This is a genomic window from Streptomyces sp. NPDC021749 (genome assembly GCF_040640655.1).
Classification (GTDB): domain Bacteria; phylum Actinomycetota; class Actinomycetes; order Streptomycetales; family Streptomycetaceae; genus Streptomyces.
Window position 1 is genome coordinate 193676 of sequence record NZ_JBFACE010000011.1, and the last position, 25093, is coordinate 218768.

15 protein-coding genes and 1 tRNA gene are annotated in these 25093 nt (G+C 72.2%); 12 read left to right on the forward strand and 4 right to left on the reverse strand.

What is annotated here, in order from left to right; all coding sequences use genetic code 11:
* The first annotated feature begins 10 nt into the window (after positions 1–10).
* The 6 genes from iolB (at position 11) to AB0G35_RS14150 (ending at position 9559) form a co-directional block, all read left to right on the forward strand.
* On the forward strand, positions 11–1000 hold the full coding sequence (iolB, locus tag AB0G35_RS14125; protein WP_360948200.1) for a 5-deoxy-glucuronate isomerase: 990 nt from the start codon (positions 11–13) through the stop codon (positions 998–1000).
* A complete protein-coding gene (gene iolD, locus AB0G35_RS14130; RefSeq protein ID WP_360948202.1) occupies positions 997–2883 on the forward strand; it encodes a 3D-(3,5/4)-trihydroxycyclohexane-1,2-dione acylhydrolase (decyclizing) in 1887 nt (628 codons plus the stop codon). Before iolB ends, iolD begins: the two co-directional genes overlap by 4 nt.
* A 67-nt stretch (positions 2884–2950) precedes the next feature.
* Entirely contained in the window at positions 2951–4444 is a 1494-nt protein-coding gene (locus AB0G35_RS14135) for a CoA-acylating methylmalonate-semialdehyde dehydrogenase (RefSeq protein ID WP_360948204.1), read from the forward strand.
* Positions 4445–4601: 157 nt separating this feature from the next.
* Complete coding sequence (locus AB0G35_RS14140; RefSeq protein ID WP_360948206.1) at positions 4602–5732, forward strand: hypothetical protein; 1131 nt, start codon at positions 4602–4604, stop codon at positions 5730–5732.
* 147 nt (positions 5733–5879) lie between these two features.
* On the forward strand, positions 5880–8609 hold the full coding sequence (locus AB0G35_RS14145; protein ID WP_360948208.1) for an alpha/beta fold hydrolase: 2730 nt from the start codon (positions 5880–5882) through the stop codon (positions 8607–8609).
* Positions 8610–8632: 23 nt separating this feature from the next.
* Entirely contained in the window at positions 8633–9559 is a 927-nt protein-coding gene (locus AB0G35_RS14150; protein WP_360948210.1) for an ABC transporter permease, read from the forward strand.
* A gap of 84 nt (positions 9560–9643) precedes the next feature.
* Here AB0G35_RS14150 and AB0G35_RS14155 read toward each other — a convergent pair whose 3' ends face one another.
* The gene (locus AB0G35_RS14155) at positions 9644–10666 is read right to left on the reverse strand and encodes an alpha/beta hydrolase-fold protein (RefSeq protein ID WP_360948212.1); all 1023 of its coding nucleotides are present in this window, start codon (positions 10664–10666) and stop codon (positions 9644–9646) included.
* A 300-nt stretch (positions 10667–10966) separates the two neighbouring features.
* Here AB0G35_RS14155 and AB0G35_RS14160 point away from each other — a divergent pair, with 300 nt between their 5' ends.
* The 3 genes from AB0G35_RS14160 to AB0G35_RS14170 all read left to right on the forward strand — a co-directional run bounded on the left by AB0G35_RS14160 (position 10967) and on the right by AB0G35_RS14170 (position 15496).
* On the forward strand, positions 10967–13102 hold the full coding sequence (locus AB0G35_RS14160) for an FUSC family protein (RefSeq protein WP_360948214.1): 2136 nt from the start codon (positions 10967–10969) through the stop codon (positions 13100–13102).
* A gap of 110 nt (positions 13103–13212) precedes the next feature.
* Positions 13213–14292 carry a rod shape-determining protein gene (locus tag AB0G35_RS14165; protein ID WP_360948216.1) on the forward strand — a complete coding sequence of 360 codons (1080 nt, stop codon included), beginning with the start codon at positions 13213–13215 and terminating at the stop codon, positions 14290–14292.
* A 181-nt stretch (positions 14293–14473) separates the two neighbouring features.
* Entirely contained in the window at positions 14474–15496 is a 1023-nt protein-coding gene (locus AB0G35_RS14170; protein ID WP_360948218.1) for an alpha/beta hydrolase, read from the forward strand.
* 179 nt (positions 15497–15675) lie between these two features.
* On the opposite strand, the gene AB0G35_RS14175 is transcribed toward AB0G35_RS14170, so the two are convergent.
* Positions 15676–16422 (reverse strand): TetR/AcrR family transcriptional regulator, encoded by a 747-nt coding sequence (locus tag AB0G35_RS14175; RefSeq protein WP_360948220.1) that lies wholly within the window; start codon positions 16420–16422, stop codon positions 15676–15678.
* Positions 16423–16586: 164 nt separating this feature from the next.
* Here AB0G35_RS14175 and AB0G35_RS14180 point away from each other — a divergent pair, with 164 nt between their 5' ends.
* Positions 16587–18146 carry an FAD-dependent monooxygenase gene (locus AB0G35_RS14180; RefSeq protein WP_360948222.1) on the forward strand — a complete coding sequence of 520 codons (1560 nt, stop codon included), beginning with the start codon at positions 16587–16589 and terminating at the stop codon, positions 18144–18146.
* Positions 18147–18260: 114 nt separating this feature from the next.
* Here the strand turns inward: AB0G35_RS14180 and AB0G35_RS14185 are convergent, their stop codons facing one another.
* Entirely contained in the window at positions 18261–18785 is a 525-nt protein-coding gene (locus tag AB0G35_RS14185) for a CGNR zinc finger domain-containing protein (protein ID WP_360948224.1), read from the reverse strand.
* 526 nt (positions 18786–19311) lie between these two features.
* On the opposite strand from AB0G35_RS14185, the gene AB0G35_RS14190 reads away from it, so the two are divergent.
* On the forward strand, positions 19312–20550 hold the full coding sequence (locus AB0G35_RS14190; protein WP_360948226.1) for an MFS transporter: 1239 nt from the start codon (positions 19312–19314) through the stop codon (positions 20548–20550).
* 362 nt (positions 20551–20912) lie between these two features.
* Here the strand turns inward: AB0G35_RS14190 and AB0G35_RS14195 are convergent.
* Positions 20913–20994 (reverse strand) — tRNA-Arg (locus tag AB0G35_RS14195).
* Positions 20995–22010: 1016 nt separating this feature from the next.
* On the opposite strand from AB0G35_RS14195, the gene AB0G35_RS14200 reads away from it, so the two are divergent.
* The gene (locus tag AB0G35_RS14200; RefSeq protein WP_360948228.1) at positions 22011–25037 is read left to right on the forward strand and encodes an AAA family ATPase; all 3027 of its coding nucleotides are present in this window, start codon (positions 22011–22013) and stop codon (positions 25035–25037) included.
* The last annotated feature ends 56 nt before the right edge of the window (positions 25038–25093 follow it).

Consider the following 25093-nt stretch of genomic DNA (forward strand, 5'->3'; position numbering starts at 1 on the left):
GACTTGAGACATGAGTGCTGAATTCCCCCCGACGGGCAGCTCCCACCCCGACCCCGGGCCCCCTCCCGGAAACCGGCCCGCACCCCGCCCCGGGGCCGCGTCCCGCCCGGCTGCCGATCTCCACCTCAAGGCCGGCGAAGCCGCGCGCGGTCCGTACGCCGTGGACGTCGACCCGGAGCGGGCCGGCTGGGGCTATTCCTCGCTGCGGGTCCTGGAGCTGCCGGCCGGGGGGCACCACGCGTTCGACACCGGGGACAGCGAGTGGATCGTGCTGCCGCTGTCCGGCGGGTGCACGGTCGTGGTGGACGGCGTCGAGGAGTTCGAACTCCTCGGCCGGGACAGCGTGTTCAGCGGGGTCACGGACTTCGCGTACGTACCGCGGGACGCGCACGTGGGGATCACGAGCAATGCCGGCGGGCGGTTCGCGCTGACCGGTGCCCGGTGCGAGCTGACCCTGCCGGCCCGCTACGGGGCCGCCTCCGAGGTGCAGGTGGAGCTGCGCGGCACCGGGAACTGCTCGCGCCAGGTGAACAACTTCGCCGCGGCCGGCACGTTCGAGTGCGACCGGCTGATCGCGGTGGAGGTGCTCACCCCGGGCGGCAACTGGTCGTCCTATCCGCCGCACAAGCACGACGAGTGCCGCCCGGGCGTGGAGTCCGAGCTGGAGGAGATCTACTACTTCGAGATCGCGTCGGCCCACGGCACGGAGGGCGTCGGCTACCAGCGCGTCAGCCCGTCCGGGCACGGCCGCGGCACGGACGTGCTCGCCGAGGTGCGGGGCGGCGACGCGGTGCTGATCCCGGACGGCTGGCACGGGCCGTCGATCGCGACGCCCGGCCACGCCATGTACTACCTGAACGTCATGGCCGGCCCGGGGGAGGAGCGGGAGTGGCTGATCTGCGACCACCCCGAGCACGGCTGGATCCGTGACACCTGGCCCGACCAGCCCGTCGACCCCCGCCTTCCGCTCTACGACGCGCCCGTAGGAGACGTCCGATGAACGCCGCCCCGACGACCCGCCGCCTCACCGTCGCACAGGCCCTGGTCGAGTTCCTCGCCCACCAGTACACCGAGCGGGACGGCCGGCGACAGCGGCTGATCGGCGCCTGCTGGGGCATCTTCGGCCACGGCAATGTCGCCGGTATCGGCCAGGCGCTGCTGGAGTCCGGCACGGCGCTGCCGTATCTGCAGGGCCGCAACGAGCAGGCGATGGTGCATGCCGCGGTCGGGTACGCCCGGCAGTGCGACCGGCTCTCCGCGCACGCCGTCACCACGTCCATCGGCCCGGGCGCGACCAACCTGGTCACCGGCGCGGCGCTGGCCACCGTCAACCGGCTTCCGGTGCTGCTGCTGCCCGGTGACACCTTCGCCACCCGGCCCGCCGATCCGGTGCTGCAGCAGCTGGAGGTGCCGTACGCCGGTGATGTGTCGGTCAACGACGCGCTGCGTCCGGTGTCGCGGTACTTCGACCGGGTGACCCGGCCGGAGGCACTGATCCCGGCGGCGATGCAGGCGATGCGGGTGCTGGCCGATCCGGTGGACACCGGGGCGGTCACGCTGGCGCTGCCGCAGGACGTGCAGGCGGAGGCGTACGACTGGCCGGTGGAATTCTTCGCCGACCGGGTGTGGCGGGTGCCCCGGCCGGCCCCGGACGCCGCCGCGCTGGCGGAGGCGGTGGCGGCGGTCCGCGGTGCCCGCCGGCCGTTGGTGATCGCGGGCGGCGGGGTGCACCACTCGGAGGCCGAGGAGGCGCTGCGGGCGTTCGCCGACGCGACCGGGATCCCGGTCGCGTCCACCCAGGCCGGGAAGGGCTCGCTGCGCCACGACCACCCGTGTGACGTGGGCGGCATCGGGCACACCGGTACGGCGACGGCGGACGCGCTGGCCCGGGAGGCGGATCTGGTGATCGGCGTGGGCACCCGCTACACGGACTTCACCACCGCGTCGGCGACGCTGTTCGCGGAGCCGGGCGTGCGGTTCGTCAACCTCAACATCGCCGCGTTCGACTCCCACAAGCTGGGCGCGCTGTCGCTGGTCGCCGATGCCCGGGCCGGCCTTGCGGCCCTCACGGGTGCGCTGGCCGGGCACCGGGTGGAGAAGGAGTACGAGGCGGCGTACGGGGCGGCGAAGGAGGAGTGGGAGCGCCGGGTGGACGCGGCGTACGGTGCCGCGGACGCGTCGGCGCGGCCGTCCCAGACGCAGGTCCTGGGGGCGCTGGACGCGCTGGTGGACGACACCGACATCGTGATCAACGCGGCCGGGTCGCTCCCCGGCGACCTGCACAAGCTGTGGCGGGCCCGGTCCCGCCGGCAGTACCACCTGGAGTACGGGTACTCCTGCATGGGCTACGAGATCCCGGCGGCGATCGGGGTGCGGCTGGCCGCGCCGGACCGGCCGGTGTGGGCGCTGGTCGGCGACGGTACGTATCTGATGAATCCGACCGAGATCGTCACCGCGGTGCAGGAGGGCATCAACATCACGATCGTGCTGATCCAGAACCACGGCTACGCCTCGATCGGCGGACTGTCCGAGGCGACCGGTGGTGAGCGGTTCGGGACGGCGTACCGCTTCCGGGCCGGGGACGGTACGTACACGGGGGCGCCGCTGCCGGTGGACCTGGCCGCCAACGCCGCCTCGCTCGGGATGGCGGTGATCCGGGCCGGGACGGTCGGTGAGCTGCGGGCGGCGCTGGCCGAGGCGCGGGGCGCGAAGGGGCCCACATGTGTCTATGTCGAGACCGAAACGGCCGACACTGTGCCGGGCGCGCCGGAGGCGCAGGCCTGGTGGGATGTTCCCGTTGCCGAGACCGCGACGCGTCCGGCGGCGGTCGCCGCGCGTGCGGCGTACGACCGGCAGGCCGCCGGGCGCCGCCGCCACCTCTGACCCACGTTTGCCCATCGTCACAGCGAAGTCGTCACAGCGAAGTCGTCACCCCAGAAAGGCCCCTCGCATGAAGACCATCAGCCACTGGATCGGCGGTAAGCCCGTCGAGGGCGTCTCCGGCAACTTCGGTCCGGTCTACAACCCGGCCACCGGCGCCCAGGAGAAGCAGGTCGCCTTCGCCTCGGCCGGGGAGGTGGACGCGGCGGTGCGGGCCGCGAAGGAGGCGTTCGCGACGTGGGGCACCAGTTCCCTGGCGAAGCGCACGTCGGTGCTGTTCAAGTACCGGGAACTGGTCGACGCGCACCGTGAGGAGCTGGCCCGGCTGATCACGGCCGAGCACGGCAAGGTGCATGCGGACGCGCTCGGTGAGGTCGCCCGCGGTCTGGAGATCGTCGAGCTGGCCTGCGGCATTCCGGAGAAGCTCAAGGGCGAGCTGTCCACGCAGGTGTCCACGCGGGTGGATGTGGCGGCGATCCGCCAGTCGCTGGGCGTGGTGGCGGGCATCACCCCGTTCAACTTCCCGGCGATGGTGCCGATGTGGATGTTCCCGATCGCCATCGCCTGCGGGAACACCTTCGTGCTGAAGCCGAGCGAGAAGGTGCCGAGCGCGGCGTTCAAGCTGGCGGAGCTGGCGGCCGAGGCGGGGCTCCCGGACGGTGTGCTGAACATCGTCAACGGCGACAAGGTGGCGGTGGACGCGCTGCTTGCGCACCCGGACATCGCCGCGGTGTCGTTCGTCGGTTCCACGCCGATCGCCCGGTACATCCACACCACCGGTACGGCCAACGGCAAGCGGGTGCAGGCGCTGGGCGGCGCCAAGAACCACATGCTGGTGCTGCCGGACGCCGACCTGGACCTGGCCGCGGACTCGGCGATCAACGCCGCCTACGGCTCGGCCGGTGAACGCTGCATGGCGATCTCCGTCGTCGTGGCGGTGGGGGACACCGCGGACCCGCTGATCGGCAAGATCAAGGAGCGCGCCGACCGGCTGCGGATCGGCCCGGGCGACGACCCGGCGTCCGAGATGGGCCCGCTGATCACCAAGGCGCACCGCGACAAGGTCGCCTCGTACGTCACCGGTGCCGCGGCGCAGGGCGCGGACGTGGTCATCGACGGCACCGGCTACACCGTCGAGGGCTACGAGGACGGCCACTGGATCGGTGTCTCGCTGCTGGACCACGTCACGCCGGAGATGGACGCCTACCGTGACGAGATCTTCGGCCCGGTGCTGTCGGTCGTGCGGGTGGAGACGTACGACGAGGCGATCGCGCTGATGAACAACTCGCCGTGGGGCAACGGCACCGCGATCTTCACGCGGGACGGTGGCGCGGCCCGCCGCTTCCAGCTGGAGGTGGAGGCCGGCATGGTCGGTGTGAACGTGCCGATCCCGGTGCCGGTGGGCTACCACTCGTTCGGTGGCTGGAAGGACTCGCTCTTCGGCGACCACCACATCTACGGCAACGACGGCGTGCACTTCTACACCCGCGGCAAGGTCGTCACGACCCGCTGGCCCGACCCGGCCGACGGCGGGATCAACCTGGGCTTCCCCAGCAACCACTGACGAGGACCGGATGCCCCGACCCCCTGCCGGCCCGTGCCCGGCGGGGGGTCCGGTGCGTCCGGGCCCTTGCTAACGTGCTCCCTCGCATCTGATGGGACGAGCGGCGCGCCGATGTTGGCGGGGCACCGGGAACAACGGGGGACGAATGCAGTCATCCATGGCGCTCACCAAGGGCGCCCGCATCACGGGCGGCGCGTTCTGCCTGCTCTTCTTCCTCTTCACGGCGTACTGGCTGGCCGTCGATCTGGGCGAGTTCGGCCTCGACGGGATGTGGGGTTTTTGGACCCTGCAGCGTCCGTCCGGTCTCAACCAGGTCACCGGGCCGTTCCATCTGGGGCTGGCGCTGCTGCAGTTGGCGGCCGTGATCACGGCGTTCGCGGGGCAGCGGGTGGCCGGCGGGCTGCTGGCGGTGGCGACGACGCTGACCTTCGCCACCACGCTGCAGGCGCTCGTCAGCGTCGGCAACCACACCAGTGACGACAAGTGGTTCCAGCACGCGGAGACCTCCACCTCGACCTTCGACGGGGTCTTCATCAGCAGCGGTCTGCTGTTCCTGCTGACCCTCGTCGCCGGTGTGGTGCTGCTCGCCGGGATGCGGACGTGGCCCCGGCCGACGCCCAGTGAACCGCCGCTGCGGCCTGCCAAGGTGGCCGGCACGGTGGCCGGGCTGGTGCTCGGTGCGATGGCGCTGTGCCTGGTCGTCTGGCACATCTACATGCTGGTGCAGGGCGGCACCGGCTCCTTCGAGATGCTCTACCTCGGGCGGGGTGCGCTGTCGTCGCTGCTGAGCCTGGCGCCGGGCTGGTCGGGGCTGGTGTTCCTGGTCCTGACCGCGCTGGCCGGGCTCAACAGCCTGATGCGGGGCGGTGCGGCCCGCGGGCTGGCGATCGGGCTGTCGGTGGTGTCGCTGCCCGGCGCCGTGCTGACGCTGATCGGGCTGGTCGCCAACGGCGAGCTGTTCACGCTGAACGAGTCGATGCCGGGGATGAGCGTCCTGGGCGATGTGCAGTTGCTGCTGGACCTGCTCGGTTCGGCGGCGCTGGTGGCGCTGATGGCGCGCGGTGAACCGGTGGCGCCCGCCTGGTATCCGCCGGCCCAGGCCCCGCAGTTCGGGGTGCCCGGCTACGTCCCGCCGGCCGGCCCGCCGCAGCAGGCGATGCCCACCTGGCAGCCGCCGGTGCCGCCCGGCCCTCCGGTCCCCCCGGGGCCGCCGGCCGGCGGACCGCCGATGCCGCCGCCGGGCAACCCGCCGCAGCCGCCGGGCGGTTTCGGCCCCGCCCCGTACTGACGTCGTTTCCCGGCCGGTGGCCGTTCGCGCGCGGGCCCCGCGTACCGCATCCGCGGTAGCCGGGGGCGAACCGTACTCCCCCCGGAGGCCACCGGGTTCACCCCGGGGTACCGGCCGCCCGCACCGCCCCCTCCCTAGGATCGCGGTATGGATCTGCGAGGTTTCGGCCGCCGGGCCCGGTCGCGTGCGGCGCTGCGCGGCCGGCGGCTCTCCGCCGCCGTGGGCGCGCTGGCGGTGCTGGCAGGGGGCGGTACCTGGGCGGCCGCCTCCTCGGACGCGGCGCCCGCGGTGCACCGCGAGGACCGGCTGCTGTCCCTGCCGGCACGTCCCGGCGGTACGAAGCAGGTGCGGATCGACACCTCCTTCTTCACCTCGGGTCCGGCCGGCCGGCGGCCCGCGGTGCTGCTCGGCCACGGCTTCGGCGGCAGCAAGGCCGACGTCCGCCCCGAGGCGGAGCGGCTGGCCAGGGACGGCTACGCGGTACTGACCTGGTCGGCGCGCGGCTTCGGAAGGTCCACCGGGAAGATCGGGCTGAACGACCCGGACGGCGAGGTCGCCGACGTCCGCCGGCTGGTCGACTGGCTGGCCCGGCGGCCCGAGGTGCGGCTCGACCGGCCCGGCGACCCCCGGGTCGGGGTGGCCGGCGCCTCGTACGGCGGGGCGGTGTCGCTGCTGGCCGCCGGGCACGACCGGCGGGTGGACGCGATCGCCCCGCAGATCACGTACTGGAACCTCGCCGACGCGCTCTTCCCGCACGGCGTGTTCAAGAAGCTGTGGGCCGGGATCTTCTTCACCACCGGCCAGTCCGGCGCCCCCACCGGCGCGCCGCGCACCCCGCCCGCCTCCTCCGGCGGCTGCGGACGGTTCGAGCCGGCGCTGTGCCGGATGTACGAGCGGACCGCGGTCGCCGGCCGGCCGGACGCGGCGGCCCGCCGGCTGCTGGTGGCCCGTAGCCCGTCCGCCGTCGCGGACCGCATCAACGTCCCCACGCTGATCATGCAGGGCCAGACCGATTCGCTGTTCCCCCTGGACCAGGCCGATGCCGTGCAGCGGGCGGTCCACCGCAACGGGGCACCGGTCGCGGTCGACTGGATCGCCGGCGGCCACGACGGCGGCGACCGGGAGACCGCCCGCCTGACGGCCCGTACGGCGGCGTGGTTCGACCGCTATCTGAAGGGCGACAAGGGCGCCGACACCGGGCCCGGGTTCCGGATCAGCCGGACCGGGGGAGTGGATTCCACCGACGGCGCGGTGCGGCTGCGCGGGGCGAGCGCGGACCGGTACGCCGGGCTGGCGCACGATCCGCGGCGGATCCGGCTCACCGGCCGGACCCAGACCTTCCGCAATCCGGCCGGTTCCGGGCCGCCCGCGATCTCCGCGGTGCCCGGGGTCGGGGCGCTCGGCGATCTCTCCTCGCTCGGTTCCGGCGGGCTGTCGCTGGACTTCCCCGGCCAGTACGCCCGCTTCGAGTCGGCGCCGCTGCCCGCCGGGGTCCGGCTGACCGGCCGCCCCGAGGCGACCGTGCGCGTACGGTCCACCTCCCGGGACGCGGTGCTCTTCGCCAAGCTCTACGACGTCGCCCCGGACGGCCGCCGCCAGGTGCTGCCCGCGCAGCTCGTCGCCCCGTACCGTATCGCGGACGCCCGCGCGGGCCGGACGGTGCGCCTGCAACTGCCCGCCGTGGACCACGAGTTCGCGGCCGGGCACCGGATGCGGCTGGTCCTGGCGGCCACCGACCTCGGCTACGCCTCACCGGCCGAACCCGCCGCGTACACCGTCTCGCCGGCGGGCGGCGGGGTGCTGGACGTGCCGACCGTGCCGCAGGTGCGCAGTGCGGCCGCCCCGCTGCCCGCCTGGACCTGGGCGCTGCCCGCCGTGGCCGCCGTGGTGGCCGGGCTGCTGCTGTGCACCGCCCGCCGCCGGACCGCGGCGCCGCCGCCCGACCCGGCGCTGGCCGCGGTGCCGCTGGAGATCCGCGGGCTGAGCAAGCGCTACGCGGGGTCCGAGGACCGGTACGCGGTACGGGAGTTGTCGTTCCGGGTGGAACGGGGACAGGTGCTGGGGCTGCTCGGGCCCAACGGCGCCGGGAAGACGACGACGCTGCGGATGCTGATGGGCCTGATCGCGCCGGACGAGGGCGAGATCAGGGTCTTCGGGCAGGCGGTGCGGCCGGGCGCGCCGGTGCTGTCGCGGGTCGGCGCGTTCGTCGAGGGCGCCGGATTCCTGCCGCATCTGTCCGGCCGGGCGAACCTGGAGCTGTACTGGCAGGCGACCGGCCGGCCCGCCGAGGACGCGCACCTGGACGAGGCGCTGGCGATCGCCGGCCTGGGGGAGGCCCTGCAGCGCGCCGTCCGCACGTACTCACAGGGCATGCGGCAGCGACTGGCGATCGCCCAGGCCATGCTCGGCCTGCCCGATCTGCTGATCCTGGACGAGCCGACCAACGGGCTGGACCCGCCGCAGATCCGCGAGATGCGGGAGGTGATGGTCCGTTACGCCGCGGCCGGGCGGACCGTCATCGTCTCCAGCCATCTGCTGTCCGAGGTCGAACAGAGCTGTACGCATCTGGTCGTCATGGACCGCGGGCGGCTGGTGCAGGCCGGGCCGGTCGCCGAGATCACCGGCTCCGGCGACACCCTGCTGGTCGGGGTCGCCGCGGAGGTCACCGACGCCGTGGTGGAGAAGGTGGCCGCGCTGCCGGGCGTGACGTCGGCGGTCCGCGTCGACGGCGGGCTGCTGGTGCGGCTGGCGGACCCCGCCGGCACGCCGCGGCTGGTGGCCGAACTCGTCCGGCTGGACGTCCCGGTGGACCGCGTCGGCCCGCACCACCGGCTGGAGGACGCCTTCCTCACCCTGATCGGAGGCGACGCCCGATGACCGCCGACCGGAGGGGACGCATCATGTCCGCCGAGCGCAGGGGCCGCGCCGCGGCCGACAACGGGACCGGGGCGCCGGCCGGGCCGGGACCGGGGCCCGGGGACGGGCGGGCGTCGGGCTACCGGCCCCGCCGCACCCTTCCGCTGCGCGTGGAGGCACGGCGGCAGCTGCTGCGCCGCCGCACCCTGGTCGTCGCCGCGGTGCTGGTGCTGTTGCCGTTCGTGCTGGTGGCGGCGTTCGCGATCGGCGGCGATCCGTCCACCCGCAGCGGCGGCGGACGGGTCTCGCTGATGGCCGCGGCCACCGCCTCCGGCGGGAACTTCACCGCGACCGTGCTGTTCGTGTCCGCGGGGTTCTTGCTGGTGGTGCCGGTGGCACTGTTCTGCGGTGACACCGTCGCGTCGGAGGCGGGCTGGTCGTCGCTGCGCTACCTGCTGGCCGCGCCGGTGCCGCGGGCCCGGCTGCTGCTGGCCAAGCTGATCGTGGCGCTGCTGTTCAGCGCCGCCGCGATGGTGCTGCTGCCGCTCGTGGCGCTGGGCGTGGGCACCGCCGCGTACGGCTGGGGGCCGCTGCAGCTGCCCACCGGCGGGGCGCTGTCCGCGGGTGACGCGGTGGGGCGGCTGGCGGTCGTGGTCGGCTATGTCTTCGTCAGCCAACTGGTCACCGCGGCGCTGGCTTTCTGGCTGTCGACGGTCACCGACGCGCCGCTGGGCGCGGTCGGCGGCGCCGTCGGGCTGACCATCGTGGGCAACGTCCTGGACCAGGTCACCGCCCTCGGTGGCTGGCGGGACGTGCTGCCCGCCCACTGGCAGTACGCCTGGGCCGACGCCCTCCAGCCGCGGGTGGAAGGGGCCGGGATGCTCCAGGGCGCGTCGGTGTCGGTGGCGTACGCGCTGGTGCTGGTGGCGCTGGCGTTCCGGGGGTTCGCGCGCAAGGACGTGGTGTCGTAGCGGCGGGGAGCCGACGCGGTCCGGGGCGGGGCCGGCCCGCGGGGCCGCCGCGCCCCGCCGGCGTCCCCGGGCCGGCCGTGGTGATCAGGCGGTCGGCCCCTGCATGTGCGCGCTGACCCACTGCATGGTGCCCTGGCCCAGGCCCTTCACGTAGGTGGCCGCACTGTGGGTGCCGCCCGGCACTATCTGGAGCCGGGTGCGCACCGGGCCGTGCCCGTACCGGGCGATGAACCTCCGGACCTTCGGCAGCACGGTGTACTCCTTCGAGCCGTCCTGGAAGGCCAGGTAGACCTCCGGTCCGCCGCGTGCCGTCAGCCGGCGGGCCAGTTCCTCGGGGTTGTTCTCCCGCTCCTCCCTGGCGTGGCCGTTCCACAGCGGGGAATCGGGCACGATGTCCGGCCCGTTGGGGATGGCCACCTTGAAAGTGCCGGGGTTCTGCAGGACGTTCTTCAGAGCCGCGAAGCCGCCCGAGGAGGAGCCCATGATGGCCCAGCCGTCACGGGTCCTGAGGGTGCGGAAGTTCTGCCGCACGAGGTCGGGCACGTCCTGGCTGAGCCAGGTGCCGATCTTCGGCTGGCCGGGTATGTCGCTGCCGTCGTAGTACTGCTTGTCGTTGGGGTTGAGGACCGGCATGACGACGATGAAGGGCAGGCTGGTGCCGTTCTTCGACCACTGCGCGAGGTTCTCCTCCAGCTTGAGGTCGGAGCCGATCCAGTAGTTGACGGGATAGCCGTACGAGCCGGGCAGCGCCTCCATCACCGGGAAGCCCTTGTCGGCGTTGCGCTTCTCGTAGTACTCCGGCGGCGCCCACACCCACACCTTGCCGGTGAAGCCGGACTTCGGGCCGTGCAGGGTGGTCACGCCGATCGGGGTGTTGCCGCCGGCGCCGCCGACCCGGCTCTCCTCCTGGAAGGTGATCGGCTTGGTGGGCCACTGCACCAGCGAGTGCTTCCCGCGGGGCGCGGTGTGCAGCGCGGCGCCCGTCTTGGGGCCGCCGCCGAAACGTACGGGGGAGTGCGGGGAGGCGCTCGTGCCGCAGCCGGCCGTGGTGACGAGAACGGTCAGGGTGATCAACGCGATCACCGGGTGGAACAGGGCTTTGCGCACGGGCCTTCTCCTTGCCGAACCTGCCGGGATGCGCCCCGGCCGACCAGCAAGAGGGCGCGGGGGCGCGGCCGGGTTTCCGCCGACGGGTGTCGGCTTGCTCGCACCCCCGCCCGGAATCCGGCCTTCCCCTTCCTGACCTGGGGTGTTTTACGTGCGACGGAAGGGTGGTTTACCAGGATTTTCCCGGCGACCGGGGCGCTCGGGCCGGGCGGCGCGCGGGGGCGTGGCCGCCGGGCCGTGGGGCAGCGCCCGTCCGCCCGCCGCCCCGTTACACCCCGCTCTGCCCCGTATCCTCTCGTTATGACCTGGTCGCGTGCCCTGAAGGACGCCGCCCGCTCCGGGCTGACCATCGAGCGGACCAAGCTCACCCCGCTGATCGCGGTCCGCGGCACGGCCGGTGTCGCCCTCGTCATCGGCCTGTGCCTGTGGCGCGGCAACCCCGCCCTCGCGGTCTCCTCCGCCTTCGGCGCGTTCTCCTCCGGCATCGTCACCTTCCAGCGCAGCATGCGGCCGCGCCCGGTGCTCGCGCTCGCCGTCGCCGGCGCGCTGGCGGTCTCCACCTTCCTCGGCTATCTGGCCGCCGCCCATGTCGCCGCGTTCGTCCTGCTGCTCGCCGGGTGGACCCTGATGGCCGGGATGGCCTGGGCGATCGGCCCGGTCTCCGGACTGGCCGGCACCCAGACCGTGGCCATGATGCTGGTCACCGTCACCCTGCCGACCTCCGTCCTCGGCGCCCTGGAACACGCCGCCCTGATCTTCTTCGGCGGGCTCGTCCAGGCCACCCTGATCGTCCTCTTCCCGGTCCGCCCCTGGGGCACCCAGCGCGATGCGCTCGCCGACGCGCTGGCCGCCGAGGCCGACTACGCCCGCCGGCTGCGGCACGACCCCGTCGCGCCCTTCGACCCGGCGCCCCTGATGGACGCCCGGCTCGCCGCCACCGTGACCGCCCGTCAGGCCCGGCGCCGCCCCGTCCAACTGCACGGCCCGCGCGGCCTCGCCGAACGCGTCCGGCCGGTCCTCGCCTCCCTGGCCGACCCGGTCGTCGGCGCACCCCTGGAGGGCCCCGAACGCGACCGCGCCCGCGACCTGCTGGGCGCCGCCGCCACCGTCCTGGACGCCGTCGCCCACGCCGTACGGCACGCCCGGCCCGTACGGCTGCCGCCCGAGGCGATGGCCACCCTGGAGGTCCCGGCGACCGGTCCGATGCTGCACGGCCCCGCCCGGCGCTCCGCCTACCGCCTGATCTCCCTCCTCGCCGACGCCGTCGAGCTCACCGACGAGCCGGTCCAGGCCACCCGCCCCACCACCGAGGCGGAACGAGGGCAGCGCGGGCGGGAACAAAGCAGCCACCTGCTGCGCCCCAGCGTCCCCAAGCTCGTACCGGTCGCGCTGCGCTCCCTGCACCGCGAGGCCCGCTGGTCCTCGCACATCTTCCGGCACGCCCTGCGGGTGGCCGCGGTCGCCGCCGTCGGCTACCTGCTGGGCACCGCGCTGCCGTTCGGCCACGGCTACTGGGCGCCGCTGGCCTCCGTCATGGTGATGCGCCCGGACTTCGCGCAGACCTACTCCCGGGGCGTGGCCCGTTTCTGCGGCACGCTCGTCGGCGTCGCCGTCGCGGGCACGGTGATGGCCCTGCTGCACCCCGGCGCATACGCCAGCGCCGTGCTCGCCGTGGTCTGCGTCTGGCTGATGTACCTGCTGATGCGCACCGGCTTCTCGGTGACCTCGGCCTGCGTGTCCGCCTACGTGGTCTTCCTGCTCGGCATCGCCGGCGCCGGCTGGGAACAGACCGTCCAGGAACGCGTCGTGCTCACCCTCCTCGGAGGACTGCTGGCGATGCTCTCCTACGCGCTGTTCCCCGCCTGGGAGACGCCCCGGCTGCGCGACCGGCTCGCCGACTGGCTGGAGGCCAACGGCCGCTACGCGCTCGCCGTATGGGAGGCCTGCGCCCGGCCCGCCGACCGTCGGCCGCGGCAGGTCCGCGAGGCCCTGCTGGACGCCCGGGCCGCCCGCGCCGCCTGGGAGAAGAGCGCGGACCGCGCCGAGAAGGAGCCGGTGCGCCACCGCGGGCTGTCGCCCGGCTCGGCGAAGGCGGCCGGCGCCGCGCTCGCCACCATGGGCCGGGTCACCATGATCCTGGAGGCCCATCTGCCCGCCAAGGACGCCGAACCCTCCGCCGGCGCCGCCGCGTTCGCCGCCGAACTGCGCCCCTGCGTGGCGCGCGCCGCCGAGGCCGTACGCGAACGCGGCCCGCTGAACTGGAGCGCCCTGCGCACCGTATGGGAGAGGTGGGACGCCGAAACCGGGAGCGAAGGCGTCGCCCCGCGCGCCGCCGGGCTGCTGCTCGACGCCCTCGACGAGCTGGCCGAGGCGCTGTCCGGTGATCCGGAGGAACGCGAGGAGGGGGCACCGGGAACCATCCCCCGCCCCCAGTAGTCTTATTAATTGCCCGCAATGAACCCCATTGGTGACCAATGGGTCATCTGTGGCCCGCCGCCCCCCGTCCCCGTCAATTCCCCCGTCGCGAGAGAGCAACCCAACTCCCCATGGCGTCCAGCACTTCGTCCGGTACGTACGACATAGGCATCGACCTCGGCACCGCCAACACCCTGGTGTACGCGCGCGGCAAGGGCGTGGTGCTGAACGAGCCGTCGGTGGTCGCCGTCAACGCCTCCGGCGAGGTCATCGCCGTGGGCGCGGAGGCCAAGCGGACCATCGGCCGCACCCCCTCCGGAATCACCGCGATGCGCCCCCTGAAGGAGGGCGTCATCGCCGACTTCGAGGCCGCCGAGCAGATGCTGCGCGCCCTGATGAAGAAGGCCCTGCCCAGCCGCCGCTTCTCCCGGCCGCGGGTGGTCATCTGCGTCCCGTCCGGCATCACCGGCGTCGAACGCCGCGCGGTCATCGACTCCGCCCGTGGCGCCGGGGCCCGCGAAGTGCACCTGATAGAGGAGCCGATGGCCGCCGCGATCGGCGCCGGCCTCCCGGTGGACGAACCGGTCGGCTGCATGGTGGTGGACATCGGCGGCGGCACCACCGAAGTCGCCGTGGTCTCCATGGGCGGCCTGGTCACCGCCCAGTCCCTACGGGTCGCCGGCGACGCCCTGGACGCCGCGATCGCCGCCTACGTCAAGAAGAAGCACTCCCTGGCCATCGGCGAGCGCACCGCCGAGGACATCAAGATCGCCATCGGGTCGGCGGTCTGGACCCCCGTCGACGTCGACGAGGACGGCGAGCCGGACCGCCGCTCCTCCTTCACCATCCGCGGCCGCGACCACCTCAGCGGCCTGCCCCGCACCCAGGAGATCGGCGAGGAGGAAATCCGCCGGGCGCTCGCCGAACCGGTCGACGCGATCGTCCGCGCCGTCCACCAGACCCTCGACGCCTGCCCGCCGGAGCTCTCCGGCGACATCATCGAACGCGGGATCGCCCTCACCGGCGGCGGCGCCCTGCTGCGCGGCCTGGACCGGCGACTGCACCAAGAGATGGGCGTGCCCGTACGCGTCGCCGACCAGCCCCTGGACTGCGTCGTCAACGGAACCGCCAAATGCGTCGACGAATTCGCCTCCCTGCACGGCCTGTTGACGGGCGCGAAGGAACAACCCCGGAAGACGGTGCGTTTGTAGGGTGACCGCTGCAGGGCCAACGCTGCGGAGCTGAACGCGGCCGGACGCGACTGAACATGGCCGGACGCGACTGAACATGGCTGGACGCGGCCGGACTCGGCCGGACGCGGCCGGATTGCCCCCTGCAGAGCCGAACGCTGTCGAGGCGGCGCCGCAGGGCGACCGCCCGTAAGGAGGACGCATGCCGCAGACCACGGAACCGGCCGACCGCCCGGCCGGCCCGGTCCACCGCTTCGCCGAGATCCCCGAAGGCCGCATCCACTTCGTCGAGCAGGGCACCGGACCGGTGGTCCTCCTGGTCCACGGCTTCCCCGAGTCCTGGTACTCCTGGCGCCACCAACTGTCCGCGCTGGCCGCCGCCGGCTATCGGGCGGTCGCCATCGACGTCCGCGGCTACGGACGATCGTCCAAGCCGGCCGAGGTGCCGGCCTACCGGATGCTGGCCCATGTGGCCGACAACGTCGCCGTACTGCGCGCCCTGGGCGCGGAGACCGCCGTCATCGCGGGCCACGACTGGGGCGCGCCCATCGCCGCCCACAGCACACTGCTCCGGCCCGACCTCTTCACCGCCGTCGCCCTGCTGAGCGTGCCGTACACGCCCCGCGGCGCCACCCGGCCCACCGAGGCGTTCGCGCGGCTCGGCACCGACGAGGAGTTCTACGTCAGCTACTTCCAGGAGCCGGGCCGCGCCGAGGCGGAGATCGAACCGGACGTCCGCGGCTGGCTGGCCGGCATCTACGCCGGCCTCTCGGGCGACGCGAAGCCCTCCGCCGACGACCAGGACGGCAACGGCCTCATGCGGCTGACCGTCCCTGCGAGCGGCAGGCTCTCCGACCGCTTCCCGGCCGACACCACCCTGCCGTCCTGGCTCACCGAGGCCGATCTCGACTACTACGCCGGCGAGTTCGAGCGGTCCGGACTGACCGGCGCCCTCAACCGCTACCGCAACGTCGACCGGGACTGGGCGGACCTCGCCGCCTGGCAGGGCGCCCCCATCACCCGGCCCGCCCTCTTCATCGGCGGCGACCGCGACGCCCCCACCCACTGGCTGGCCGACGCCATCAAGGCGTTCCCGCTGACCCTCCCGGCCCTCTCCGGCTCCCACATCCTCGAAGGCTGCGGCCACTGGGTCCAACAGGAGCGCCCCGACGACGTCAACCGCCTCCTGATCGACTGGCTGCGGAACCTGCACCTGCCTGCCTGAGGGACCTTCCGGAGGACCTTCCGGAGGGCCTTCCGGAGGGCCTTCCGGAGAGGGCCCTTCCTGGCTGGGCTTCTGTGGGAGGTGCCTTTCCTGACCGGGCTCCAGTGGGGAGGGTCCTCTTGGGCGGGACCTCTTGAGCGGGCCCTCTCGATGAGGGCCCGCCGGCGAGGCCGCGCCCCTTACCTGTTGCCACCCATATAGACCTCCAGCCCGTCCAGGATGCGCTCCAGGCCGAACTCGTCCGCCCGGTCGCGCGCGCCCGCATCGGCCTCGGTGGCGGCGAGGGCCGCGGCGACCGCCGGATAGCGGTCGGCGCGGCCCACCAGCAGCTCGTTCAGCGCCGCGCTCATCACCTGCTCGGGCTCCGTCGCCCGCGCACTGCCCAGCCCCATCGAGGTGGAGACCTGCGCGAGGGCCCGTACGTGGCCGCTCACCACGACCACGGCGTCGAGCTGTTCCCCGCCGCTCAGCCCGGTGTCCGCCAGTGCGGCCACCGCCGCCTCCGTCCAGCCCAGTTCGTTCGGCCCCATGACACGCGGACCGGTGGCCGCACCCAGCAGCCAGGTGTGCCGGTGGTAGACGGCCGACAGCGCGTCCGCCCAGGACCGCAGCCCGTTCCGCCACCCCTCGGGCAGGGCCGGCGGTTCACCCATCGCGCTGTCGATCATCAGCGCGACCAGCTCGTTCTTGCCCGGCACATAGCGGTAGAGGGACATCTTGGTGAAGTCCAGCTCGCCCGCGACCCGTTGCATCGAAACCGCCCCGAGCCCGCCGGCGTCGGCGAGCGCGATCGCGGCCCGGGTGATCCGTTCCAGGCTCAGGGCCGGCCTGGGCCCGCGGCTGGGCCGCTCCCGCCCGCCCCACAGCAGCTCGACACTGCCCGCCTGATCCCCGAAAACCTTGCGCTTCTCGTCGTCGCCCACCATCCCCGCATCCTAAAACTGCGTCCGGGGTACACAGAAGCGTGTCCGTCGGATACAATTTTTCTGTCGCTCGGATCCGACCTGATCCGAGCGGCCCGATCCGGTCGACAGGAGCGATCTGGCAACAGCGGATCGGTCTCCACTGTGTGAAGACGGGGGAACGAACGATGACTCGACGCACGACGACGCACGCAACGCCCTGCCCGCAGGCCGTGGAGGGGGAAGTGGCCATGGCGGTGGCCACGCACATTCACGCGGACGCGCACGTTCACGTGGACGAGAACGCGGACGTGGGGGTGGGGGTGGACGTGGACGCAAACGCGAACGCGGACGTGGAGGTCGGCATGGAGGTGGGCATGAAGGTAGGCGTGGAAGAAAAGGCAGGTGCGGGGCGCCGCCCCACCGAGGCCGACAGCATCCCCGCCAACCGACCGGAGGGCCGCTCCGGCGGCGCAGATGACAGTGGTCGGAGCCGCACCGTCCTCATCTCCGGCGCCAGCGTTGCCGGCCCGGCCCTCGCGTACTGGCTCTGCCGCCACGGCTACCGCCCCACCGTGGTCGAGGTGGCCCCCGCCCTGCGCGGCGGCGGGTTCGCGGTCGACTTCCGGGGCTCGGCACATCTGACGGTCCTGGAACGCACGGGAATCCTGGACGAGATCAGACGCCACAGCACCGGCGGCGGCCCCGCCATGAGCTTCATCGACGACCGCGGTCGCCAACTCGCCACCCTGCCGCCCGAGTTCGCCGCCGGCGACGTGGAAATCCTCCGCTCCGACCTCTCCCGGATCCTCTACCACCACAGCCTGACCCCGGCGGCCGACGGGCACCCGGCACCCGAGTACCTCTTCGACGACACCATCACCTCCCTCACGCCCACCCCGGAAGGCGTCCGCGCCACCTTCGCGCGCACCCCGTCCCGCACCTTCGACCTGGTGATCGGCGCGGACGGTCTGCACTCCACCGTGCGCAGACTGGCCTTCGGCCCCGAGCAGGACTTCGTCAGCCACCTCGGCTACTACGTCGCTGCCTGGGACCTCCCCGAGTCCGCCCGCGACCTGGCTGCCCGGTCCGTCGGCTACTCCGAACCGGGGCGCGTGGTGACCGTCGGCCGCACTCCCCGCCGCAGCGCTGAACCGGGCTATGCGGGCGAGGTGTTCTGCGTCTTCGCTTCCGAGGAGCAGCTGACCGGCGACCGGCGCGACCTGCCCGCCCACAAAAGGGCGATAGCCCGGGCCTACGAAGGGGCCGGCTGGCGCACCCCGGAGCTGATCGACACCCTCTGGGAGGCTGACGAGCTCTATTTCGACTCCCTCAGCCGCGTCGACGTCCCGTGCTGGTCCACCGGCCGTATCGCCCTCCTCGGCGACGCCGCCTACGGCGCCACCCTCGGCGGTATGGGCACCGGTTCGGCGATCATCGGCGCCTATGTCCTGGCCGGCGAACTGGCGGCCTCCCCCGACGACCACTCAGCGGCCTTCGCCCGCTACGAAAGCAGACTCCGCCCCTATGTGACCCAGTGCCAGGAAGGCGGCCGCGGCACCGGCGCGTTCCTCGCGCCCACGACCCAGGAGGCCATCGACGCCCGCAACATCGCCCTCAACGACCCCGCAGCCCGCGCCGCCATGCTGCAACAGGGCCACGACCTCTCCATGGCCATCACCCTCGACGACCACGACCCGGGCGACCCGGCCCCCCACCCGACCGGGACGTCCATAGGCCACGCGTAACGCTTCCCGGAGGACCGCGGGCCTTGCGAGCGCCCTGGCGGTGTCACGGACCTCGCGAGTGCTCTGGTGGTGTGGGCCCGGCGAGTACTCGGACACTGTGCGCCCCGCACCCCCCTACTCCCCCCGCCGCTTGGCACGGTGGCGGCGTACGGCATCCCGGTTGGCGCAGGCGTGCGAGCAGTAGCGCTGCCGCCCGGCCCGGCTGAAGTCGGCATACGCGTTGCCGCACTCGACCAGCGCGCAGCGCCCCAGCCGGTGCATGCCCAGCCCGGTCAGGTGCAGCGCGGTCCCCACGGCACCCACCGCCCGCAGCACACCCCCCAACCCGATCCCGTCCTCCCGATAGTGGATGTGCCAGCCGCCGTCCGCATGGTCGGTCAGCCGGGGAGGGGTGGATGCCTCGGCGAGCAGCCCGTTGAGCAATGCCGCCCGCCGCTCTTCCGTCTCGGCGTCGACCACCTCCGCCCACCGCCGGAGAAAGCCCAACACCTCGACCAGATCGCCCTGTTCCACGGGCCGGTCGATGACCATCCCCGCTGCCACACACCGTTCTTCCAGCTCCGGCACGCTGCCCGGAGGCGCGTTGGTGAGCTCGACCACAAAGCGGACGGGATCCTCCCCGTAAGGGTTCAGCTGCACAAGACCATTACACCAGGCTGCCCCCATGACGTCGCACCCATCCACGAACCCTCACACCACCAAGAACCACCCAACCGCCCCTCCCCAACGCCAACTTGCCCGCACCGCCGCCGCCCCCGGCCGCAGCCACCCACCCACCAACAGCCGCCCGACCGGCGACAGTCACCCACCCACCGACAATCGCGCCCCCGGCCACAGCCACCCACCCACCAACAACCACCCACCCACCAACAGCCGCCCGACCGGCGACAGCCACCCACCCACCCACCAACAGCCGACCCGCCGGCAACACCCACTCACCCGCCGACACCCGCCGCCCCGGCGCCGCCGAGATGCGCACCCCGCGCCCTCCCGGCAAATGGCTCCCCCTCCTGGCCACCTGCCTCGGCACGTTCCTCCTCCTCGTCTACGCGACGATCGTGACCGTGGCGCTGCCCAGCATCGCCGCCGACCTGCACGCCGGCTTCGGCCCGCTCCAGTGGGTCGTCGACGTCTACACCCTCGCCCTCGCCGGCTGCTGCTCGGCATGGGCTCCCTCGGCGACAGCCTGGGCCGCAAACGCCTCTACGTATACGGTCTGGCCGCTTTCACGGTCGCCACGCTCGCCTGCGGTCTGGTCCCCAACGCCCAGGTGCTGATCGCGGCCCGCGCTGTCCAAGGAGTCGCCGGCGCGGCCATGTTCGCCACCCTCCTCCCGCTGATCGGCCTCACCTACACCGGTCGCGACCGGGCCAAGGCGTTCGCCATCTGGGGCGCGGTGCCCGGCGCGGCGGGCTGCGTGGGAAACATCGCGGGCGGAATCCTCACCCACTTCCTCTCCTGGCAGTGGATCTTCTACGGCGCGGTCCCGCTCTGCGCCGCCACCATCGCGCTCTCCGCCAAAGTGCTCGCCCGTGACGCCACCCGGCCGACCCCCATCGACTGGCCGGGCATAGCGACCCTCACCCTGGCCGCACTAGGCCTCGCCTTCGGCTTCATCCGCGGCGGCGAAGCGGGCTGGTCGGCCCCTTCCACCCTGCTCGGCTTCCTGGCCGGCGCCGCCCTCCTGGCCGCCTTCCTCCTGGTCGAACGCTCCGCGGCGCGCCACCCCACACACCAGCCCATGCTGCCCCTCGCACTGTTCCGCAGTCCCGCCTTCAACGGCATGCTCCTCGCCGCCTGCGTCTACTACCTGGCCGGCTTCGGCTTCCTGCCCGTCCTCTCCCTCTGGCTCCAGGACGGCGCGGGTCTCTCCTCGCTGGACACCGCGTTCGTCATCACCGCCCAGCCTGTGGCCTTCTTCGCCACCTCCGCCCTCGCCGGCAGTGCCCTGCACCGCGCCCCCGCCCGCTGGACGCTCGGCGGCGGCTCGATGATCGTCGGCCTCGGCAATCTGGCCTTCCTCGTCACCGCCCCCGGCTCCTCCTGGCCGGCCCTGCTCCCCGGCCTCGTCCTCACCGGCGTCGGCGCCGGCCTGGTGTCACCCGTCCTCCCCGCGACCGCCATGTCCTCCGCCCCTCGATCCCACGCCGGCGTGGCAGCCGCCGCCGCCAACAGCGCCCGTCAGCTGGGCCTGGCCCTCGGCATCGCCCTTCTGGGAACTGTCTTCCACCAGTACGCCCCGCCCCCGACCCCGTCCCCCACCGCCTACGCCCGCGCCCTCCACGCCGTCTTCCTCCTCGCCGCCACCCTCGCCCTCACCGGCGGCCTCCTGTCCACCCACCTCCTCGGCCGCCCCACCATCACCCCGAACCCCACCCCGCCACCGGCTGACCCCCATCCGTAACCACACCCTCAACACGGTCCGGCCGGACAGAGGAGGCGCACCCAAGCCAGCCGAGCCCCACCCGCATCCCGCCACCGACGAACATCAGGTGCCCCTCCCACCCGCGGCGCCCTCGGGTGGCGGTACAAGGAGTGGCTGCGCCGTACGGGCCGCGAAGGGAAAGTGCCGGCCGATCGCTGGGCGGCCCTGCCGGCCGCAGGAAACTTCCCCGCGCATTCACCGCAGCCACCCGCAGAATCCGGGCGCCAGCCGAACAGCGCCGGACCCTCCCCAGGGCAGCAGGGGAGGGTCCGGCGCTTTCGTATGTGCCGCCACACCCACCCTGACCAGCAAAAAGACCCTCCCGCAGGGAGGGTCTGGTCTGGCGCCCCCGGCAGGACTCGAACCTGCGGCCAAGTGCTTAGAAGGCACCTGGTGGCTACCGGCATGAGATGCCTCTGACCTGCAACGATGGCTAGGAATGAAGGGGCATGAGGCGGATTTCCAGCGCTCTCGGGAAGGCAGACGTTGAGCGACTGTTCATCGCGCACGCGGGGATGGGGATCCGAGCGTCGGCCCGCGCGGCGAGGGGTGGCGGGATGTGAACCCACGACCTCTTCGTCCCGAATGAGGTTCGGTTGCTGAGCCTCCCCGCTTCGATGGCGTTTCCGCAGGTCAGGTGGGTGAGCTCGGTTGCTGTCGGGCGGCCTGGAAGGGGTTCGGGGAGCGGGTCGGCTCCCAGATGGCTCCCAGAGAACGGGGGATGTCCTGTCACTCTGTCCGAACTGCAGCAGTTGACGGCCAGCGTCTCGTCCTTTTGACGTCCACCCGCGCCCCCGGACATGCCTCCTGATCACGTACCCGGCCGTCGATACGCCGACTGCGTGATCTCATCAGGACCCGCTGCTCAGCTCTTCCTGGATCTCGGCGGGGCGTGTGTCGTGTGGACGCTCAGGCCGCCATTGACCCCTACTTACCGCTCCAATCGGCACGACACTGGCACGACGGCCTGACATGGCTGCGGCAGGGAGCGTTTTCGTGGTCGTTGGGTTGCTGGGGCGCGTGGGGTGCTTCTTGGCCGTGCGCAGATTGCTTGTGCGAAGTGATCAGGATCGCCTGTACTGCCTCGGGCTTGAGGTCGCACGTCCTTCCGCGGCAGGAGCCTGGCTAGCTCCGTACGAGGGAGCGGCCACTCAGCTCCGTCGGGAGCACTCGCCGGCTCTCGGGTTGCCTGCGGCTAGCAGCTCGTGATCGCCACACGTGGGTTCCCTCCTGACGGTTGGCTGGGTTACAGCCAACTTTCGTGGAATGTGGCTTGTTCACGTTATTACTCGCCGGTCCCTGTTGAAGGTACAGCTTCTCTCTCACATCCTGGAAGGCTTTCCATTGAGCCATGATCTGGGGGATAGGTGTCTCTTCACACTGCACTCCGTGCGAACAATCCGGAGGCGGTCCATCACACGCGCCAACTCATCGAATACATGCGCGAAATCGTCCGGGGTTCGTACAAACCAGTGCGGGACTGGCAGAAGTATCCGGAGGTCCTCTGGCTCTCCGGCCTGCCAGACGACAGGCTCCGGCGGCACCCGGACGATGACCGGACGCTGCTCAAGGTGGCACACCGTCCGCCTCGCTCGGCTCCTGCCCTGCCCGAGGTGCTGACGGGGTGGGTTGATCCCGAAGCCGCCACCATCGCGACGCCCGAAGCACCACCGCTGGCCGAGTCGGGACCCGGTCAGGGCTGGGAGGAGGATGAGAACGGAGATCTGTTCGAGGTCTCCGAGATCCGCCGGGAGGAAGCGCACGAAGTTCTGCGTGCGTACGCGCGATGGCTCGACGCGTGGCGCAAGTGGTCGGCAAAAGAGCGTGCAGACCGGCCGTACCGGGAACTCCATCAGCAGCTGTACCGAATGGCGACCAGGCTTCAGCAGGACGGAGAGGAATACGAGGCGGTACTGGGTGCCGGATTCCTGAGCGTAGGAGCCGCTCGTCCCTCGGCGCGCATCGCCCGGCATATTTTGACGGCGCCGCTGATACTCACCGTGAATTCCACGAATATGTCCATCACTGTCGCCCTCGCACCCGGCGACCCCGCGCGGCTGGAGGACAGCGAGTTCCTTGACGCGGACCAGGGCTACAGCACCCGTCTGCTGAGCCCGCTGCGGGACCGTGTCGACGCGGAAGGATTCCATCCGCTGTCCCGCGACTCCCAGGACGTGCTCCGCGACTGGTCGGAGAGAGCGTTCGGCACCGATCGCGCGGTGGCATTCCACCGTGGCTGGGACCGCCCGCCGGCCGACCCGACGCTGCCGCTGCCAACGCTTGGGTTCGCGCCGGCGATCATTCTCCGTCAACGGGGCCAGGGTGCCCTCGTGAACTTCTACGACGGCATCGCGAACCGCCTCGCCCAGCCTGGTGCCATCGCTCCACTGGGCCTGGCTCAGTTGCTGTACCAGCTGGAATCGGAGGATCGCAGGGTGTGGGGTACGGCGGGGGGCCGCGACGTGCCGCCCGCCCTCGGCCACGACCCGCTGTTCCCGCTGCTGTCGAACGAAGCCCAGCGGGAGGTGCTGAGGCGCCTGCAGACCGATACCGGCGTCGTCGTTCAGGGACCGCCAGGCACGGGGAAGACGCACACCATCGCCAACCTCGTGTGCGCCTTGCTGGCGGACGGCAAGCGGGTGCTTGTCACGAGTGAGAAGGGCCAGGCGCTGAAGGTCCTGCGGCAGCAACTGCCCGCCGAGCTGCGTAGTCTGTGCGTCCTCCAGGGCGACCGGCGCCAGGACGGCAGCGATGACTTGGAACAGTCCGTGCGCGCCCTCTCCCAGCTCAGTGCCACCCAGTCGACGGAGCGTCTCGACGTAAGGATCAAGGGCCATGAGGCGCTGCGCTCGGAACTGTCAGACACCCGCGCGCGGCTCACTGACGAACTCCGCGCCGTTCGCGAGGCGGAGTGGTACGAACACCTCGACGTGGCGCCCGGTTACGAGGGGCGACTAGCGGAGATCGTGGAGATTGTCGCTGCCGGTGCACCGAAGTACGACTGGATGCCTGCACTGCCTGCCTCGGCACCGCGAGAGCCTTCGCTGAGCCAGGACGAGGCCCAGCGCTTGCTGGGTCTGGTGTCCCGGCACGGGGCCGGAGTGCTGGACGAGCATGCCGCCCGCTGCCCGGACCCCGCGGACTTCGTGGCACCCGTGCTGTTCGAAGAGGCGGTCAATGCCCTGGACACTGCTGTGCGCGCATGCGCCGAAGCGTCGTCCGACACGCTCTCCCTCGAACTCGCAAATCAGGGCCGCGATCTGATCGCGACGTTGGTAGAGCTGCTGGACGCAGCGGAACACGCACTTCAGAGCGAGGGGCTGCCGGGTGAGCCGGCCGCTTGGTCGCCCGATGAATGGACCACTCGTGCCCTGCGGGACGGAATGGCCGGCCAACGGCAGCAGTTGTGGGACGGAGTGCGCCGGTCAGCCGCCCGCGCCAAGGAGGTGCAGAGCGTACTTCAGCACATCCCCTTCGCCACGCTCGACGTACCTCACGTGGCGCTTGCCGAGGAATCGCGTCTCATCGCCGCTGGGCGGGACCTTGAACAGTTCCTGCGCGGCGGCGGCAAGCTGCGCAAGCTGGCTCCGAAGTCGGCGCAGAAGGAAGCCCAAGTCCTTCTCCGGGATTGCCGAGTGGACGGGCGGCTGCCCAGGACGCCGGACGAGATCTCCGCACTGGTGGCTCACCTGGCGGCACGCCAGTGCGTCCGGCAGCTGAACGAGCGCTGGCAAAGCGTCGGTGTGCCCGCGGCTGAGGGCTCCACGGAGGTGGCTCTGTCGGAGCTGCTGGACCGGATGCCGACGCTCCGCGCGGTTGACGGGTTCACCCACTCCGTACGTACGCTGCACGACGTCCTGCTCAAGGCCCGGATCAAGGCAACGGTGCGGACGGCACAGCAGTGGGACGACGTGCGTACATCGGCGAACGGTGCGGAACGGCTGCTCCGCGCCCGTGAGGCCGAGGAGGAGCTGCGGTCCATCGCCGAGCAACTGCCGCGGCCCGATGCCCACGGCGTGGCCGAACTGGCGGCGGTGCACCGGGCCGTCACCGCCCGTGACCCGCGGGCGTACACGTCCGCGATCGACTCACTGACCGAGGTATTCCAGCGTGAGGCCGATCGCCGGGAGGCCCGCAAACTCCTGGACCGACTGTCCGATGACCACCCCGAACTTGCCCGGCGTTTCGCTGAGTCCCCGACCGAGACGGCTTGGGAGACCCGTCTGATGAACCTGGAAGGAGCCTGGGCATGGCGGCGAGCGCGTACCTTCCAGGACACGATGCTGACGCCTGGCAGGGAAGCCAAGTTGGAAGGGGAACTGGAGGCTGTAGAGGCGCAGTTGAGGAACATGGTGACTCAACTGGCGGCGGACAGAGCGCTGTACCACTGCCTGGTCCGAATGACGGCCGGCCAGAAACAGGCACTGAGCTTGGCGTTTAACCTCGCAGGTCACCCGACCTGCTGAACTGCGGTTCTTTCCAGGACAGTGGAGGCGGCCGTTCTCCACGCTTCGAGATGTCG